This is a genomic window from Pseudomonas sp. NMI542_15 (assembly GCF_021283425.1).
Lineage (GTDB): Bacteria > Pseudomonadota > Gammaproteobacteria > Pseudomonadales > Pseudomonadaceae > Aquipseudomonas > Aquipseudomonas fortuita.
In genome coordinates, this window is the sequence record NZ_JAJSRO010000015.1 from 119,379 (window position 1) to 135,324 (window position 15,946).

General features: G+C 61.6%; 14 protein-coding genes. 11 read left to right on the forward strand and 3 right to left on the reverse strand.

The window, feature by feature from the left end; genetic code table 11:
- Nucleotides 1–257: 257 nt before the first annotated feature.
- Entirely contained in the window at nucleotides 258–614 is a 357-nt protein-coding gene (locus LU684_RS20500) for a 4a-hydroxytetrahydrobiopterin dehydratase (protein ID WP_016488502.1), read from the reverse strand.
- A 39-nt stretch (nucleotides 615–653) separates the two neighbouring features.
- Nucleotides 654–1,442 carry a phenylalanine 4-monooxygenase gene (gene phhA, locus LU684_RS20505; protein ID WP_016488501.1) on the reverse strand — a complete coding sequence of 263 codons (789 nt, stop codon included), beginning with the start codon at nucleotides 1,440–1,442 and terminating at the stop codon, nucleotides 654–656.
- 257 nt (nucleotides 1,443–1,699) lie between these two features.
- Here phhA and LU684_RS20510 point away from each other — a divergent pair, with 257 nt between their 5' ends.
- Nucleotides 1,700–3,259: a sigma-54-dependent phenylalanine hydroxylase transcriptional regulator PhhR gene (locus tag LU684_RS20510; RefSeq protein WP_016488500.1), complete on the forward strand. Its 1,560-nt coding sequence runs from the start codon at nucleotides 1,700–1,702 to the stop codon at nucleotides 3,257–3,259.
- Nucleotides 3,260–3,410: 151 nt separating this feature from the next.
- Here LU684_RS20510 and LU684_RS20515 read toward each other — a convergent pair whose 3' ends face one another.
- Nucleotides 3,411–3,665: a DUF2790 domain-containing protein gene (locus LU684_RS20515; RefSeq protein ID WP_003254526.1), complete on the reverse strand. Its 255-nt coding sequence runs from the start codon at nucleotides 3,663–3,665 to the stop codon at nucleotides 3,411–3,413.
- Nucleotides 3,666–4,062: 397 nt separating this feature from the next.
- Here LU684_RS20515 and acs point away from each other — a divergent pair, with 397 nt between their 5' ends.
- The 10 genes from acs to astD all read left to right on the forward strand — a co-directional run bounded on the left by acs (nucleotide 4,063) and on the right by astD (nucleotide 15,944).
- On the forward strand, nucleotides 4,063–6,024 hold the full coding sequence (acs, locus tag LU684_RS20520; protein WP_016488499.1) for an acetate--CoA ligase: 1,962 nt from the start codon (nucleotides 4,063–4,065) through the stop codon (nucleotides 6,022–6,024).
- Nucleotides 6,025–6,529: 505 nt separating this feature from the next.
- Nucleotides 6,530–7,315: an ABC transporter substrate-binding protein gene (locus LU684_RS20525; RefSeq protein ID WP_016488498.1), complete on the forward strand. Its 786-nt coding sequence runs from the start codon at nucleotides 6,530–6,532 to the stop codon at nucleotides 7,313–7,315.
- An 88-nt stretch (nucleotides 7,316–7,403) separates the two neighbouring features.
- On the forward strand, nucleotides 7,404–8,093 hold the full coding sequence (locus LU684_RS20530) for an ABC transporter permease (RefSeq protein WP_016488497.1): 690 nt from the start codon (nucleotides 7,404–7,406) through the stop codon (nucleotides 8,091–8,093).
- Nucleotides 8,090–8,788: an ABC transporter permease gene (locus LU684_RS20535; protein ID WP_016488496.1), complete on the forward strand. Its 699-nt coding sequence runs from the start codon at nucleotides 8,090–8,092 to the stop codon at nucleotides 8,786–8,788. Before LU684_RS20530 ends, LU684_RS20535 begins: the two co-directional genes overlap by 4 nt.
- A 22-nt stretch (nucleotides 8,789–8,810) precedes the next feature.
- Entirely contained in the window at nucleotides 8,811–9,575 is a 765-nt protein-coding gene (locus tag LU684_RS20540; RefSeq protein ID WP_016488495.1) for an ABC transporter ATP-binding protein, read from the forward strand.
- Between the two features lie 98 nt (nucleotides 9,576–9,673).
- Nucleotides 9,674–10,654: a transcriptional regulator ArgR gene (gene argR / locus LU684_RS20545; RefSeq protein ID WP_016488494.1), complete on the forward strand. Its 981-nt coding sequence runs from the start codon at nucleotides 9,674–9,676 to the stop codon at nucleotides 10,652–10,654.
- Between the two features lie 343 nt (nucleotides 10,655–10,997).
- Nucleotides 10,998–12,218: an aspartate aminotransferase family protein gene (locus tag LU684_RS20550; protein WP_016488493.1), complete on the forward strand. Its 1,221-nt coding sequence runs from the start codon at nucleotides 10,998–11,000 to the stop codon at nucleotides 12,216–12,218.
- 135 nt (nucleotides 12,219–12,353) lie between these two features.
- Nucleotides 12,354–13,373 (forward strand): arginine/ornithine succinyltransferase subunit alpha, encoded by a 1,020-nt coding sequence (gene aruF / locus LU684_RS20555; protein ID WP_016488492.1) that lies wholly within the window; start codon nucleotides 12,354–12,356, stop codon nucleotides 13,371–13,373.
- Between the two features lie 78 nt (nucleotides 13,374–13,451).
- Complete coding sequence (gene astA, locus LU684_RS20560; protein ID WP_016488491.1) at nucleotides 13,452–14,480, forward strand: arginine N-succinyltransferase; 1,029 nt, start codon at nucleotides 13,452–13,454, stop codon at nucleotides 14,478–14,480.
- Entirely contained in the window at nucleotides 14,481–15,944 is a 1,464-nt protein-coding gene (astD, locus tag LU684_RS20565) for a succinylglutamate-semialdehyde dehydrogenase (RefSeq protein ID WP_145913849.1), read from the forward strand.
- Nucleotides 15,945–15,946: the final 2 nt, after the last annotated feature.

The window sequence follows — 15,946 nt, forward strand, 5'->3', positions numbered from 1 at the left end:
CGCCAGGCGCGGTTGAAGCTTCGCAAAGCTGGGGCAGGATACACAAGTCTGGATGACAGTTTGGATTTTTTACCGGTCGCTTGTCGGTTTTGCGGGCGAACAGCGCACATTTTTCCTGCAAATAATTGGGGCCGCTTCGCGCCCCTTCGCGGGCTTGCCCGCTCCCACAGGGACCGCGAAAACCAGGGGCGCGCGCCGTCTTTGTGGGGGCGGGCAAGCCCGCGAAGGGGCGCGCAGCGGCCCCACTTCCTAAGCGATTACTTACGGCCTTCAGCCGTTTCAGCCACTTTGTCAGTGCGTGCGCACATGATGAAGTCGTTGCGGTGCAGGCCTTTGATCGAGTGGCTCCACCAGGTCACGGTAACTTTGCCCCACTCGGTCAGCAGCCCCGGGTGGTGGCCTTCGGCTTCGGCGATTTCGCCCACGGCGTTGGTGAACGCCAGGGCGTGCTTGAAGTTCTTGAACAGGAACACGCGCTCAAGCTCCATGTGGCCGTCACGCACTTCGATGTTCCAGTCCGGGATTTCGCGAATCAGTTCGGCCAGCTCGTCGTCGGAGACTTTCGGTGCGTCGGCGCGGCAGGCTTCGCAATGGGCTTGATTCAAGGCATTCATGAGATGTTTTCCGGTTCGAGTTGTTATCGGCAAGGTTGATCAGGCAGCGACCTTGGGTGGAAACTTCGGCGCGTGCAGGCCCAGCTGCATGGCTTTGTGGACCATGCCCATGATGTCTTCGTGGGCCAGGTCGAACAGGCGCTTCATGTTCGGCAGCACGAAATACACCGGCTGCAGGATGTCGATGCGGTATGGCGTACGCATGGCTTCGATCGGGTCGAAGGCCTGGTGCTCAGGCGCGTCAGACAGACTGTAGACGGTCTCTTTCGGCGACGAGAGAATGCCGCCGCCATAGATCTTGCGGCCTTGCGGGGTTTCCATCAGGCCAAACTCGATAGTCATCCAGTACAGGCGCGCAAGGTAGACGCGTTGTTCCTTGGTCGCGGCCAGGCCGAGCTTGCCGTAGGTATGGGTGAATTCGGCGAACCATGGGTTGGTCAGCAGCGGGCAGTGGCCGAAGATCTCGTGGAAGATATCGGGCTCTTGCAGGTAGTCCAGCTCCTCCGGGGTACGAATGAAGGTGGCAACCGGGAAGCGCTTGCTGGCCAGCAGTTCGAAGAAGGTCTGGAAGGGGATCAGTGCCGGTACCCGGGCAACTTGCCAGCCGGTGGTGGCGCCCAGCACCTTGTTGACCTCGCCCAGTTGCGGGATACGGTCATGGGGCAGCTTGAGCTGGTCGATGCCGTCCAGGTATTCCTGGCACGCGCGGCCCTCGATCACTTTCAGCTGGCGGGTGATCAGGGTGTTCCATACCGCGTGCTCTTGCTGCGGGTAATCGATAAAACCATGCGCATCGGGCTCGCGTGCCACGTATTGCGTCTGTTTCATGAGGCTCTCCTGGTGAGGGCTTTTCTTGTTATGTGCAGGACATGACTCAGTAATATCCCCGCCCGGATCGGTTTGCACGATGGACCGCACGCCCTATCGCGCGTTATCACCCTCATTTTCGTAACGATAATTTTACAAAATGCGGCAGGTGTCGGAAAATCCAAGGCATCTGGCTGATGGTTACACTGTTCTTGTCAGCTTATCTTTACAACTTTTCTGCGCGGTGTTGAAAAACATTGGCGTTTCGCGGGCCCCACATGCGTATCAAAGTCCATTGCCAGAACCGGATTGGCATTCTGCGCGACATCCTCAACCTGCTGGTGGAGTACGGCATCAACGTGCTGCGTGGCGAGGTGGGCGGTGACCATGGCAACGCCATCTACCTGCATTGCCCGAACCTGATCAATCTGCAGTTCCAGGCATTGCGGCCCAAGTTCGAGGCGATTGCCGGCGTGTTCGGCGTTAAGCGCGTAGGGCTGATGCCCAGCGAGCGCCGCCACATGGAGCTGAATGCGCTGCTGGGGGCGCTGGATTTCCCGGTGCTGTCGATCGACATGGGCGGCAGTATCGTCGCCGCCAACCGCACGGCGGCGCAGCTGCTGGGGGTGCGGGTGGATGAGGTGCCGGGCATGCCGCTGGCACGCTATGTGGAAGACTTTGACCTGCCGGAGTTGGTGCGAGCCAACAAGTCGCGCATCAATGGCATGCGTATCAAGGTCAAAGGTGATGTGTTTCTGGCCGATATCGCGCCGCTGCAGTCCGAGCACGATGACAGTGAGGCGTTGGCGGGTGCGGTACTCACCCTGCACCGTGCAGACCGCATCGGCGAGCGTATCTACAACGTGCGCAAGCAAGAGCTGCGCGGCTTCGACAGCATCTTCCAGAGCTCGCGGGTGATGGCCGCCGTGGTACGTGAGGCGCGGCGCATGGCACCGCTGGATGCACCCTTGCTGATTGAAGGCGAGACCGGCACTGGCAAGGAGCTGCTGGCGCGCGCCTGCCATTTGGCCAGCCCGCGCGGGCAGTCGCCGCTGATGGCGCTCAATTGCGCCGGGTTGCCCGAGTCGATGGCCGAGACTGAACTGTTCGGTTACGGTCCCGGCGCGTTCGAAGGGGCGCGGGCCGAGGGCAAGCTGGGGCTGCTGGAGCTGACCGCCGGCGGCACGCTGTTTCTTGACGGAGTAGGGGAGATGAGCCCGCGCCTGCAAGTGAAGCTGCTGCGCTTTCTGCAAGACGGCTGCTTCCGCCGGGTAGGCAGCGATGAAGAGGTGTACCTGGATGTGCGGGTGATTTGCGCGACCCAGGTGGATTTGTCGGAACTGTGTGCCCGTGGCGAGTTTCGCCAGGACCTGTATCACCGCCTGAACGTATTGTCGCTGCACATTCCGCCTTTGCGTGAATGCATGGATGGGTTGGAAGGGCTGGTACAGCACTTTCTCGATCAGGCCAGCCGGCAGATCGGCTGCGCCATGCCCCGCCTGGCGCCAGCAGCAATGGAAAAACTTGGGCAATACCATTGGCCGGGTAATGTAAGGCAGTTGGAAAACGTATTGTTTCAGGCGGTTTCTTTATGTGAGGGCGGCGTGGTCAAAAGCGAGCATATTCGCTTGCCGGATTATGGCGTGCGGCAACCGTTGGGGGAGTTTTCGCTGGAAGGGGATCTTTCGCAGATTGTCGGGCGCTTTGAAAAGGCGGTACTGGAAAGTTTGATGGGGGAGTTTTCGAGTAGTCGGGCTTTGGGGAAAAGATTGGGTGTTTCGCACACGACAATTGCCAACAAGTTGAGGGATTACTCGCTTAACAAGTCTGCGGATTAGTTGTCAGGCAAAGAACTTGGGACTGCTTCGCAGTCCTTTCGCGGCGCAAGGCCGCTCCTACAGGTACGGCGCGGGTTTGAGGATTGCGCCATACCTGCAGGAGCGGCCTTGTGTCGCGATAGGGGCCCGCAGGGCCCCGATTCACAAGGTATCAGCCGTTGGAGCAGCCGTTCCCCATCACGCGGTATTCGAGAATGTGCTTCTGGCCCTGGGAGTCCTCGTAGGTCATGCGGGCTGGCACGACTTCGCACACATTGGGCACTTCGCTCATGGAGATGACGCGGGCAATGTCCAGGTGTTGCGAGTAACTGTATTGTTCAACCGGAATCTGCTCGGCATCTTTGGCTTCGCCGGCCATCGCCGCGCCGCAAAGACTGCCAAGTACCAATACCAGTAAAGCTTTCATTTTCTATTTACCTGTCTAAGGTCGTGAGGGGGCACGCGGCGCTTATGGCGCCGCGAGTACAGCGAGTTTTAACTATCGGGATGAGATGGAGATTAACGCTTGCCTTCGTGGGGGCTGTTACCAGTTGTTAATCGCCTTGCCGTTGCTGGCGAGGTGAATTTTATGGCGGTGGCCAAGGCTGAAACAGTGGGTCTTTTGATAAAGTGTTTTGACAGAATCTGTAACAATCCCCTGTTAACCGCCTCTTTTTTTCGACGCAGGGTCTGTAATGCCCGGGCCAGAGCGCTTGGGCGGAACGGGCGTACCAAATTACTACCAACGTCGAATGGCTTTTGTCGCTCTGGTACAGTTACAAACGGTTCCATACAAAAACAACTATTACACCGAGGTAACACAGATGAGTGCGGCTCCACTGTATCCCGTTCGTCCCGAGGTTGCGGCCACTACCCTGACCGACGAGGCCACCTACAAGGCCATGTACCAGAAATCGGTGATCAACCCGGACGGCTTCTGGCGCGAGCAGGCCCAGCGTATCGACTGGATCAAACCGTTCACCAAGGTCAAGCAAACCTCCTTTGATGACCATCACGTCGATATCAAGTGGTTCGCCGACGGCACTCTGAACGTTTCCTCCAACTGCCTGGACCGCCACCTTGAAGAGCGTGGCGACCAGCTGGCAATCATCTGGGAGGGCGACGACCCTTCCGAGCACCGCAACATCACTTACCGTGAGCTGCACGAGCAGGTCTGCAAGTTCGCCAACGCCCTGCGTGGCCAGGACGTGCACCGTGGTGATGTGGTCACCATCTATATGCCGATGATCCCAGAGGCCGTGGTCGCCATGCTGGCCTGTGCCCGTATCGGTGCGATCCACTCGGTGGTCTTCGGTGGCTTCTCCCCTGAGGCCTTGGCTGGCCGCATCATCGATTGCGAGTCCAAAGTGGTGATCACCGCCGACGAAGGCGTACGTGGCGGCCGTCGTACCCCGCTCAAGGCCAACGTCGACCTGGCGCTGACCAACCCTGAAACCAAAAGCGTACAGAAGATCATCGTGTGCAAGCGCACCGGTGGTGAGATTGCCTGGCACCAGCACCGCGACATCTGGTACGAAGACCTGATGAAAGTGGCCTCCAGCCACTGCGCGCCAAAAGAAATGGGTGCTGAAGAAGCGCTGTTCATCCTTTATACCTCCGGCTCTACGGGCAAGCCCAAGGGTGTGCTGCACACCACCGGTGGTTACCTGGTGTATGCCGCGCTGACCCACGAGCGCGTGTTCGACTACCGCCCGGGCGAGGTCTACTGGTGCACCGCCGACGTCGGCTGGGTCACTGGCCACAGCTATATCGTCTACGGCCCGCTGGCCAATGGCGCCACCACCTTGCTGTTCGAGGGCGTGCCAAACTATCCGGACATTACCCGCGTGTCGAAGATCGTCGACAAGCACAAGGTCAACATCCTCTACACCGCCCCAACCGCCATTCGCGCGATGATGGCCGAAGGGCAGGCCGCTGTTGAGGGGGCCGATGGTTCCAGCCTGCGCCTGCTTGGCTCGGTGGGCGAGCCGATCAACCCTGAGGCCTGGAACTGGTACTACAAGACCGTTGGCAAGGAGCGTTGCCCGATCGTCGACACCTGGTGGCAGACCGAGACCGGCGGCATCCTGATCAGCCCGCTGCCGGGCGCTACCGGCCTCAAGCCGGGCTCGGCAACCCGTCCGTTCTTTGGCGTGGTGCCTGCGCTGGTGGACAACCTGGGTAACCTGATCGAGGGCGCGGCCGAAGGCAACCTGGTGATACTCGACTCCTGGCCGGGCCAGTCGCGTTCGCTGTACGGCGACCACGACCGCTTCGTCGACACCTACTTCAAGACGTTCCGTGGCATGTACTTCACCGGTGACGGTGCGCGCCGCGACGAAGATGGCTACTACTGGATCACTGGCCGTGTGGATGACGTGCTCAACGTGTCTGGCCACCGTATGGGTACTGCCGAAATCGAAAGCGCCATGGTGGCGCACTCGAAAGTTGCCGAGGCGGCAGTGGTTGGCGTGCCGCACGACATCAAGGGCCAGGGCATCTATGTGTATGTCACCCTGAATGCCGGTGTCGAGGCCAGCGAGCAACTGCGCCTGGAGCTGAAGAACTGGGTGCGCAAGGAAATCGGCCCGATTGCCTCGCCGGACGTGATCCAGTGGGCGCCGGGGTTGCCGAAGACGCGTTCGGGCAAGATCATGCGCCGTATCCTGCGCAAGATTGCCACCAGTGAGTATGATGCTTTGGGCGATATCTCCACCTTGGCCGACCCGGGTGTGGTGCAGCACCTGATCGATACCCACAAGGCCATGAGCCTGGCTTCGGCCTGATAGCCTCGCCGCTTACGCGGTGGGAGCGCCACGACCAGACTAAACCCCGCCCGGGCAACCGGCGGGGTTTTTGCTTTACTGTTACCCGACATTCATCGGTAACTGTTCTGTCACCGGTCCCGCACAGGTTCGGGGCGCGAAGAAACACATCTGGCCCGTTTTGGTGCATTTGCGTAGCCAATTTGTGCAACACAGCACGCTCCACTTGCCGTAGTACAAGGCTTTGCCAATAATAGGCCCAGGAATTGCTAGGTCTATAGGTTCTATTTCTTGCGCTCTTGCATATTTTGCATTGGCTGTCAACATCGCCCGCAGCGGTTTCAGGCGCTTCTGTAAGTAGTTGTCGCTTTGAAGAAATATCGACTACCGGGCTGTCGCTAAAATGCCACTCACTCGCTCGCGGTCTGCGACCTTGGTCGAACCCTGCGCGGCTCGCGTTGTACCCATTCGCATATCGGGCAGTTGTTACCTGCCTTGTATTGCCCCGTACCGATGGAGTTACCTGATGAAGAAGCTCGCACTGCTTGGCGCCCTGGCGCTGTCTGTGTTTTCCCTGGTGTCGCAGGCCGATGAAAAACCACTGAAAATCGGCATTGAAGCCGCCTACCCACCCTTCGCCTTCAAGCAGCCTGACGGCAGCATCGCCGGCTTCGACTACGACATCGGCAACGCCCTGTGCGAAGAGATGAAGGCCAAGTGCACCTGGGTCGAGCAGGAGTTCGACGGCCTGATCCCTGCGCTTAAGGTGCGTAAGATCGACGCCATTCTGTCATCCATGTCGATCACTGAAGACCGTAAGAAGTCGGTCGACTTCACCAAGCGCTACTACCTCACCCCGGCGCGCCTGGTCATGAAGGACGGCACCGCTGTCAGCGACAGCCTGGATGAGCTCAAAGGCAAGAAGATCGGTGTCCAGCGTGGCTCGATCCATGACCGCTTCGCCAAGGAAGTGCTGGGCGCCAAAGGGGCCACCGTGGTGCCTTACGGCACCCAGAACGAAATCTATCTGGACGTGGCGGCCGGTCGCCTCGACGGCACCGTGGCTGACGCCACCCTGCTGGAAGACGGGTTCCTCAAGACCGACGCCGGCAAGGGCTTCGCCTTCGTAGGCCCGGCTTTCACCGACGCCAAGTACTTCGGTGACGGCATCGGCATTGCCGTACGCAAGGGCGACAAGGCCAACGTCGACCGCATCAACGCGGCTATCGACGCCATCCGTGCCAACGGCAAGTACAAAGAAATCGAGAAGAAGTACTTCAACTTCGATATCTACGGTCCAGACTCGAACTAAGACGTCGGGTTTCACCTGTGCAATGGTGCAAACAGCAGAAGCTCTGAGGTTTGCACCATTTTTCATTCTCTAGGTCGAGGACCTCATCATGTTGAAAGGCTACGGGGCAGTCATCCTCGACGGGGCGTGGCTGACGCTGCAGCTCGCCCTGTCGTCGATGGCCCTGGCCATCGTGCTCGGCCTGATCGGTGTGGCGCTGCGCTTGTCGCCGGTGCGCTGGCTGGCCTGGCTGGGCGATCTGTATTCCACGGTGATCCGTGGTATTCCGGACTTGGTCCTGATCCTGCTGATCTTCTACGGCGGGCAAGACATCATCAACCGGGTGGCGCCGCTGCTCGGCTACGAAGACTACATCGACCTCAACCCGCTGGTTGCGGGTATTGGCACGTTGGGCTTCATCTTTGGCGCGTACCTGTCGGAAACCTTCCGCGGTGCCTTCCTCGGCATTCCCAAAGGCCAGGCCGAAGCGGGCGTGGCGTATGGCATGAGCAACCGCCAGGTGTTCTTCCGCATCCAGGTGCCGCAAATGATTCGCCTGGCGATCCCGGGCTTCACCAACAACTGGCTGGTGCTGACCAAGGCCACCGCGCTGATCTCGGTAGTCGGCCTGCAGGACATGATGTTCAAGGCCAAGCAGGCGGCCGACGCCACCCGCGAGCCTTTCACCTTCTTCCTGGCGGTGGCGGCCCTGTACCTGGTGCTGACCAGTGTCTCGCTGCTGGCCCTGAAGTATCTCGAGCGCCGCTACTCGGTGGGCGTCAAGGTGGCTGAACTATGATCTTCGACTACAACGTCGTCTGGGAGGCATTGCCGATGTACTTCGGCGGCCTGCTGACCACCCTCAAGCTGCTGGCGATTTCGCTGTTCTTCGGCCTGCTGGCGGCCATTCCGCTGGGCCTGATGCGCGTGTCCAAACAGCCTGCGATCAACCTCGTGGCATGGCTCTACACCTACGTGATTCGCGGCACGCCAATGCTGGTGCAGCTGTTTCTGATCTACTACGGCCTGGCGCAGTTCGAGGCGGTACGCGAAAGCTTCCTGTGGCCGCTGTTGTCCAGCGCCACGTTCTGCGCCTGCCTGGCGTTCGGTATCAATACCAGTGCCTATACCGCCGAAATCATCGCCGGCAGCCTCAAGGCCACGCCGCACGGCGAGATCGAGGCGGCCAAGGCCATGGGCATGTCGCGCATGAAGATGTACCGGCGCATCCTGCTGCCGTCGGCCCTGCGCCGCGCGCTGCCGCAGTACAGCAACGAAGTGATCATGATGCTGCAGACCACCAGCCTGGCGTCGATCGTCACCCTGATCGACATCACCGGTGCCGCACGCACGGTCAATGCCCAGTACTACCTGCCTTTCGAGGCCTATATCACGGCGGGCGTGTTCTACCTGTGCCTGACCTTCATCCTGGTGCGCCTGTTCAAGATGGCCGAACGCCGCTGGCTCGGCTACCTGGCGCCGCGCAAGCACTGACCGCTTTGTGAGAATCGACAGCATGTACAAACTCGAAGTCCAAGACCTGCACAAGCGCTACGGCAGCCATGAAGTGCTAAAGGGCGTGTCCCTGGCGGCCAAGGCCGGCGACGTCATCAGCATTATCGGCTCCAGTGGTTCGGGCAAGTCGACCTTCCTGCGCTGCATCAACCTGCTGGAGCAGCCGCACGCTGGCAAGATCCTGCTCAACAACGAAGAACTCAAGCTGGTCGCCGCCAAGGACGGTGCGCTGAAGGCCGCCGACCCGCGCCAGCTGCAGCGCATGCGCTCGCGCCTGTCGATGGTGTTCCAGCACTTCAACCTGTGGTCGCACATGACGGCGCTGGAGAACGTGATCGAAGCGCCGGTCCATGTACTGGGTGTGAACAAGAAAGAAGCCCTTGAAAAGGCCGAGCACTACCTGGCCAAGGTGGGGGTGGCCCACCGCAAGGACGCTTTCCCCGGGCATATGTCGGGCGGTGAGCAACAACGTGTGGCAATTGCCCGGGCCCTGGCCATGGAGCCGGAGGTGATGCTGTTCGATGAGCCGACTTCGGCGCTCGACCCGGAGCTGGTGGGGGATGTGCTCAAGGTCATGCAGGCGCTGGCTCAGGAGGGCCGGACCATGGTGGTGGTGACTCACGAAATGGGCTTTGCTCGTGAGGTGTCCAACCAGCTGGTGTTCTTGCACAAAGGCCTGGTGGAAGAGACCGGCTGCCCTCGCGAAGTACTGGCCAACCCGCGGTCGGAGCGCCTGAAGCAGTTCCTCTCGGGCAGCCTGAAGTAAAAGCTGCATTTTTGCACCAGAATAGGGCATGCTGCGCTGCGAGCGCAGCCTGACCCGGCGCACAGACTCGAACGACCTCAGGTTTCGGACCGCACCCTATGACCACCCAGCGAATCGGTTTTCTCATCTGGCCCAGCACCAAGCCCTTGACCCTGGCGCTGGCCGAGGAAGTGTTGCAGGTGGCGCAGCGGGTGCATCCGGATGTGGTTTACGAACTGGCCTTTCTACAGGCGGAGCCAGCGCAAGAAGGCGGTTGGCGCCTGCCCGGCGAGCCGTGGGCCGGCCGCCTGGAGGGGTGCCACAAACTGTTCCTGGTTGCTGATGAGCCGCCTGCGGCGGTAGGGGCGTCCCTGTCGACTGCGCTCAAGCAGCTGGCGCGCAGTGGCTGCATGATCGCCGGCTTGTCTGCAGGGGTTTATCCGCTGGCGATGCTGGGCCTGCTCGACGGTTACCGGGCTGCGGTGCACTGGCGCTGGCAGGACGATTTTGCCGAACGCTTCCCCAAGGTCATCGCCACCAGCCACCTGTTCGACTGGGACCGTGATCGCCTGACGGCCTGTGGCGGCATCGCCGTGGCCGACCTGCTGCTGGCAGTGCTGGCCCGTGACCACGGGGCGGAACTGGCGGGTGCGGTGTCGGAAGAACTGGTGGTGGAGCGCATCCGTGAGGGTGGCGAGCGTCAGCGCATTCCGCTGCAAAACCGCCTGGGTTCGAGTCATCCCAAACTGACCCAGGCGGTGCTGTTGATGGAAGCCAACATCGAAGAACCGCTGACCACCGACGAGATTGCTCAGCATGTGTGCGTGTCGCGTCGCCAGCTGGAGCGTATCTTCAAACAGTACCTGAACCGCGTGCCTAGCCAGTACTACCTGGAGCTGCGGCTCAACAAGGCGCGGCAGATGCTGATGCAGACCAGTAAGTCGATCATCCAGATCGGCTTGTCCTGTGGCTTCTCCTCGGGGCCGCATTTTTCCAGTGCCTATCGCAACTTCTTTGGCGCCACGCCACGGGAAGACCGCAACCAGCGACGCAGCAGCAGCCCGTTCGAACTGAGCTCGGCGCCTGCCGAAAAGGGCTGAAACGTTGCTGTCAGTGCTGGCCCTTTCGCGGGGCAAGCCCGCTCCCACAGATGCTCGTTGCCATCTGATTCAGTAGTGAATCTGTGGGAGCGGGCTTGTCCCGCGAAAGGGCCGGTGCAGGCAGCGTTCAATCCCAATGTGAACACCCGTTCACCCAGCATCCTCTCTCCCGTACACTGCGCGATTGCGACAGTGTTTGTCGCATTGCCGAAAGCCTTGTCAAAACTGGGTTTTGCGCTGTAACAAGTTGTCGCTTGGCCGCAAGGACAGGCGCGGATCAGTCCTTACAATCCCCCCATCGCTCGCCCACTTCCAGGCCAGCGTTCCTCTTCAGGAGACTCAGATGTCCGTTGAGCAAGCCCCGGTGCAACGTGCCGATTTCGACCAGGTCATGGTCCCCAACTATTCTCCGGCGGCCTTCATTCCTGTGCGAGGCGAGGGTTCCCGTGTGTGGGACCAGTCGGGTCGCGAGCTGATCGATTTTGCCGGTGGCATCGCGGTAAACGCCCTGGGCCACTGCCACCCGGCACTGGTCAAGGCCCTGACCGACCAGGCCAACACGCTCTGGCACGTATCCAACGTGTTCACCAACGAGCCGGCCCTGCGCCTGGCTCACAAGCTGGTGGACGCTACCTTTGCCGACCGGGCGTTCTTCTGCAACTCCGGCGCCGAGGCCAATGAGGCCGCTTTCAAGCTGGCCCGTCGCGTCGCCCATGACCGCTTCGGCCCGGAAAAGCACGAAATCATCGCCACGGTGAACAGCTTCCACGGCCGCACCTTGTTCACCGTCAGCGTTGGTGGGCAGCCGAAGTACTCCGACGGTTTCGGTCCGAAGATCACTGGCATCAGCCACGTGCCGTACAACGACCTGGAAGCGTTGAAGGCAAAGATTTCCGACAAGACCTGCGCCGTGGTGATCGAGCCGATCCAGGGCGAGAGCGGCGTGGTGCCGGCCGACAAGGCCTACCTGGAAGGCGCGCGCAAGCTGTGCGACGAGCACAACGCCCTGCTGATCTTCGACGAAGTGCAGACTGGCGTGGGCCGTACCGGTTCGCTGTATGCCTACCAGCACTACGGCGTGACGCCCGACATCCTGACCAGCGCCAAGAGCCTGGGCGGGGGCTTCCCGATCGGCGCCATGCTGACCACCACCGAACTGGCCAAGCACCTGGCGGTCGGCACACACGGCACCACCTACGGCGGTAACCCGCTGGGCTGCGCCGTCGCCTGCGCGGTGCTGGATGTGGTCAATACCCCTGAAACCTTGGCCGGCATCAAGGCCAAGCACGCACGCTTCAAAACCCGCCTGGAACAGATCGGCCAGAAGTACAACCTGTTCACCCAGGTACGTGGTGTTGGTCTGCTGATCGGCTGCGTACTTGCCGAGGCTTGGCAGGGCAAGGCCAAGGACGTGCTCAACGCTGCCGAGAAAGAAGGCGTAATGGTGCTGCAGGCCGGCCCGGACGTGGTCCGTTTTGCGCCAAGCCTGGTGGTTGAAGACGCCGACATCGATGAAGGCCTGGACCGCTTCGAGCGCGCTGTGGCTGCCTTGACCAAAGGCTGATCCGCCTGCGGTCCCGTCGCCGGCCCAGGCCACTAGCGGGCCTGGCCGGCGATAACCGATTCCACTGCAGGTGCCTGTGTACCTGCCGTTTTTCCGTGCCGCGGTGAGCGGCCCGTATTCCAAAGGAGTGACACCATGCTGGTGATGCGCCCCGCGCAAATGGCTGATCTGAACGAAGTGCAGCGCATGGCTGCAGACAGCCCCATTGGTGTCACCTCGCTGCCGGACGACGCTGCTCGCCTGGGCGACAAGATCGCCGCTTCCGAGACTTCCTTCGCCGCCGAGGTCAGCTTCAACGGCGAGGAAAGCTACTTTTTTGTGCTTGAAGACAGCGAGACCGGCAAGCTGGCCGGCTGCTCGGCCATTGTCGCTTCGGCTGGCTACTCCGAGCCGTTCTACAGTTTTCGTAACGAAACCTTCGTGCATGCCTCGCGCGAACTGAAGATCCACAACAAGATCCACGTGCTGTCGCTGTGTCATGACCTGACCGGCAACAGCCTGCTGACCAGCTTCTATGTATTGCCGGAGCTGGTGAACAGCGGCTGGGCCGAGCTCAATTCGCGCGGTCGCCTGCTGTTCATGGCCGCGCACCCGGAGCGTTTCGCCGACTCGGTAGTGACCGAAATCGTCGGTTACAGCGACGAGAATGGCGAATCGCCGTTCTGGGATGCCATCGGCCGCAATTTCTTCGACCTTAACTACTCCGACGCCGAGCGCCTGTGTGGCCTGAAGAGCCGCACTTTCCTCGCCGAACTGATGCCGCATTACCCTATCTACGTGCCGCTGCTGCCCGATGAGGCGCAGGAAGCCATGGGGCAGGTGCACCCGCGCGCGCAGATCACCTTCGACATCCTCATGCGCGAAGGCTTCGAGACCGAGCATTACATCGACATTTTCGACGGCGGCCCGACTCTGCATGCGCGCACTTCGGGCATTCGCTCGATTGCCCAGAGCCGCTCGGCGCCGGTGAAAATCGAGGACGCGCCGGGCAAGGGGGGGCGCCCGTACCTGGTGTGCAACGGCCAGTTGCAGGACTACCGCGCAGTGCTGCTGGACCTGGACTGGGTGCCCGGCAAGCCGGTGTGCCTGAGCTTGGCTGCGGCCGATGCGCTGGGTGTGGGCGAGGGTGGCAGTGTGCGCCTGGTCGCAGTCTGAGGTCTGGTAACAGACGTTTCGGGATTGATGCGTTAGAAGAGTTTTGCGCCGGCCGCCGCCGCCGCACAAGGAGATAGCATGATCGTTCGTCCTGTACGCAGCAGCGATTTGCCTGCGTTGATCGAATTGGCACGCAGCACCGGCACCACCGGGCTGACCACGCTGCCGGCCAACGAAGAACGCTTGGGGCATCGCGTTGGCTGGGCGGAAAAGAGCTTCCGTGGCGAAGCCGAGCGTGGCGACACCGACTACCTGTTCGTGCTGGAAAACGACGAAGGCCTGGTGGTGGGCATCAGTGCCATCGCGGGTGCCGTCGGCCTGCGCGAGCCGTGGTACAACTATCGGGTCGGCCTGACCGTCAGCGCCTCGCAGGAGCTGAAGATCTATCGCGAAATCCCCACCCTGTTCCTCGCCAACGACCTGACCGGCAACTCTGAACTGTGCTCACTGTTCCTGCGCAGCGACTACCGCTCCGGGCTCAATGGCCGCCTGCTGTCGCGCGCGCGCATGCTGTTCATTGCTGAGTTCCCGGAGCTGTTCGGCAAAAAGATCATCGCCGAAATGCGTGGCATGTCCGACGAGCATGGCCGTTCGCCTTTCTGGGAAAGCCTTGGCCGGCATTTCTTCAAGATGGAGTTCAGCCAGGCGGACTACCTGACCGGCGTAGGCAACAAGTCGTTCATCGCCGAGCTGATGCCCAAGTTCCCGCTGTACACCTGCTTCCTGTCCGAGGCGGCGCGCGAGGTGATCGGCCGCGTGCACGTCGACACCGAGCCGGCGCTGGCCATGCTCAAGCAGGAAGGTTTCAACTATCAGGGCTATGTCGACATCTTCGACGCAGGCCCCGCCATCGAGTGTGATACCGCCAAGATCCGCGCCGTGCGCGAGAGCCAGACCTTGGTGCTGGCAGTCGGCACGCCGGGCGATGACGCCACCCCTTACATCATCCACAACCGCAAACGCGACGATTGCCGCATCACTGCCGCTCCGGCGCGGCTGGCCGCCGGTACCCTGGTGGTCGACCCGTTGACCGCCAAGCGTCTGCGCATGGGGGCTGGCGACAACGTGCGTGCCGTGCCGCTGTCGGCCAGCCGGGAGGCCCAATAAATGACCACGCATTACATCGCAGGCAATTGGCTGGCGGGGCAGGGCGAAGCCCTGCAGTCGCTGAACCCGGTAACCCAGGCTGTCATCTGGCAAGGGCAGGGCGCTGACGCCAGCCAAGTGGACGCCGCTGTGCAGGCAGCGCGCCGGACCTTCCCAGCGTGGGCACAACTGAGCCTGGAAGCGCGCATCGATGTGCTGGAGAAGTTCGCCGAACAGCTGAAAAAGCATGCCGAAGCGTTGGCACAGTGCATCGGTGAGGAAACCGGAAAGCCCCTGTGGGAGTCGGCGACCGAAGTCACCAGCATGATCAACAAGGTGGCGATCTCGGTACAAAGCTACCGCGAGCGCACCGGGGAAAAGAGCGGCCCGCTGGCCGACGCCACGGCCGTGCTGCGGCACAAGCCCCATGGCGTGGTGGCGGTGTTCGGCCCCTACAACTTCCCCGGTCACTTGCCCAACGGCCATATTGTGCCGGCGCTGCTGGCGGGTAACTGCGTGGTGTTCAAGCCCAGCGAGCTGACGCCCAAGGTCGCCGAGCTGACCGTCAACTGCTGGATCGCCGCCGGCCTGCCGGCGGGCGTGCTGAACCTGGTGCAAGGCGCGCGTGAAACCGGTGTGGCACTGGCCGCCAACCCGGGGATCGATGGCCTGTTCTTCACAGGTTCCAGCCGCACCGGCAACTTGCTGCACCAGCAGTTCGCCGGTCGCCCGGACAAGATTCTGGCCCTGGAAATGGGGGGCAACAACCCGCTGGTGGTAGACGAGGTCAAGGACCTCGACGCTGCGGTGTACACCATTATCCAGTCGGCGTTCATTTCTGCCGGGCAGCGTTGCACCTGCGCGCGGCGCCTGCTGGTGCCGCAAGGCGCCTGGGGTGATGCGCTGATCGCACGCCTGGTCGAGGTGTGCAAAACCATCACGGTGGGTGCATTTGACGATCAGCCAGCGCCGTTCATGGGCTCGGTCATTTCGCTGCAGGCGGCGCGGGCGCTGATTGCGGCCCAGGCCGAACTGGCCGCCAAGGGTGGCGTGAAGCTGCTGGAAATGACCCAGCCGCAGGCCGATGCCGCGCTGCTGACCCCGGGCATTGTCGATGTCACAGGCGTGGCCGAGCGCCCGGACGAGGAGTTCTTTGGCCCGCTGTTGCAGGTGATCCGTTACGCCGACTTCGATGCCGCCATCGATGAAGCCAACAACACCCAGTTCGGTCTGGCCGCCGGCTTGCTGTCCGACTCGCGTGCCCGCTACCAGTACTTCTGGCTGCGTAGCCGCGCCGGCATCGTCAACTGGAACAAGCAACTGACCGGCGCCGCCAGCAGCGCGCCGTTCGGTGGCGTGGGTGCCAGTGGCAACCACCGCGCCAGTGCCTACTACGCGGCTGACTACTGTGCTTACCCCGTGGCTTCGCTGGAGACCGCCAGCCTTGCCTTGCCGGCGACACTCACGCCGGGCGTCACCCTATAACA